1 protein-coding gene is annotated in these 1,705 nt (G+C 41.1%); it reads left to right on the forward strand.

The window, feature by feature from the left end:
- Positions 1-372 precede the first annotated feature (372 nt).
- Positions 373-1,692: an IS4 family transposase gene (locus QUA02_RS33310; protein ID WP_333034004.1), complete on the forward strand. Its 1,320-nt coding sequence runs from the start codon at positions 373-375 to the stop codon at positions 1,690-1,692.
- The last annotated feature ends 13 nt before the right edge of the window (positions 1,693-1,705 follow it).

Raw genomic sequence — 1,705 nt, forward strand, 5'->3', positions numbered from 1 at the left:
CATTGGTAACAAGTTAGAACGGAGTAGATTTTGTCAATACCCCTTTATGTAGAAATATAATTGAATAATAATGATAATCAAACAAGGGGTAAGGGTGGGAGAGTCCGCCGTCGGCGGACTCTCCCACCGGCAGCGATTATCATTATTAATAAGTTGTTCGCCTACTCTAGTCGCGGGCGATCGATCATAGTTGCGGGCGATCGATCATAGTTGCGTGCGATCAATAATAGTTGCGTGCGATCAATAATAGTTGCGGGCGTTGGTATTATCAAATGATAGAATTGACAAATAATTGAGCGATTGTGTAGGTCAGCAAATATGGCCAAGAATCAAAAAACTAACCGTGACCACGCTAAAAAAACTCACAGGCCAATGATGGAAGAAGAGGTAATCGCCTCGCAACTATCTGCATTATTAACACCAGCCATCACCTCACAAGAAAATTACTACCGTCAACTGGGTTTACGAGGGAGAATTCTCAACTTACCGTTGATGGTAGCAGCAGTATTAACCTTGCTGTGGCGAGACGTAGCTGGAGTGACAGAACTCACAAGAATGCTGGCAAGAGAAGGTTTTTTGTGGTGCCGACCCACGACAGTCACTCAACAAGCAATGTCTCAAAGATTTTTAAGTTTTCCTGCCACTTTATTTGAAGGAGTCTTCAAAAATTTATTACCAAGTTTAAGAACTGCTTGGTACAAGAGAAACCAACGACCCCTACCAGAAAGCATTCAATTTGCCTTGAGCAAATTTTCGAGAATTTGGATAATAGATAGTTCAACGCTCGAAGCATTGTTTTGCAAGCTCAAAAGCTTGGAAGATATACCTAGAGGGCAGTTGGCAGGAAAAATGGCAACTGTTATAGATTTAATGACTAGGCTTCCTGTTGAAGTTTGGTTTCTGGAAAATCCGAGAGCTTCTGATGTGAAGCTCGAAGAAAAAATCCGACAATTAGTGCCAGCAAATACCTTGCTCTTACTGGATAGAGGATTTTATCATTTTAAATTTTGGCGACAGCTAATTGAACAAGATATTCACTTAGTAACTCGATTAAAAAAAGGAGCATCAATTAAATTAGAACAAGTATTTACCAATAGTTACGACCTGCGAGATAGTCGGATTCGTCTGGGTTCAGGAACTGCAAAAACTCCATTTATCACCTTACGTCTGATTGAAGTTCGTTCAGACAAGGTTTGGCATTCCTATTTGACAAGCGTACTAGATCCTCATGTATTACCTCCCTACGTCGTCGCAGATTTATATCGTAGGCGCTGGAGAATTGAAGATGCTTTTAACACTGTCAAAAGGCTCTTGGGCTTAAGTTATTTGTGGACTGGTTCTCTTAACGGCATTCAGCTCCAAATTTGGGGGACTTGGATATTTTATGCGCTCTTGGTCGATTTAGGTGATGCCGTTGCTGACGAACTCTCTTTACCAATAGATTCGATTTCATTAGAAATGATTTACCGGGGTCTTTACCATTTTTATGTAGCTCATCAAAAAGGTAAGGCAACTGACCCCATTCAGTATTTCGCCGCGCCCGAAAACCGAGATTTAGGTATTGTTAAATCTCAACGAAAGCCCAATGTTAAATTAATTGTTGCACCTTTCCCCGATCGACAGCGAGGCAAAAACCAATTTTTCTTTGACACATGTTCTCAAATCCCCTTGACAACTGGCATACAGGCTTAACTTGTGACCAATG

Source organism: Microcoleus pseudofavosus SVA1_A4 (assembly GCF_036700565.1).
Classification (GTDB): Bacteria; Cyanobacteriota; Cyanobacteriia; order Cyanobacteriales; family Microcoleaceae; genus Microcoleus.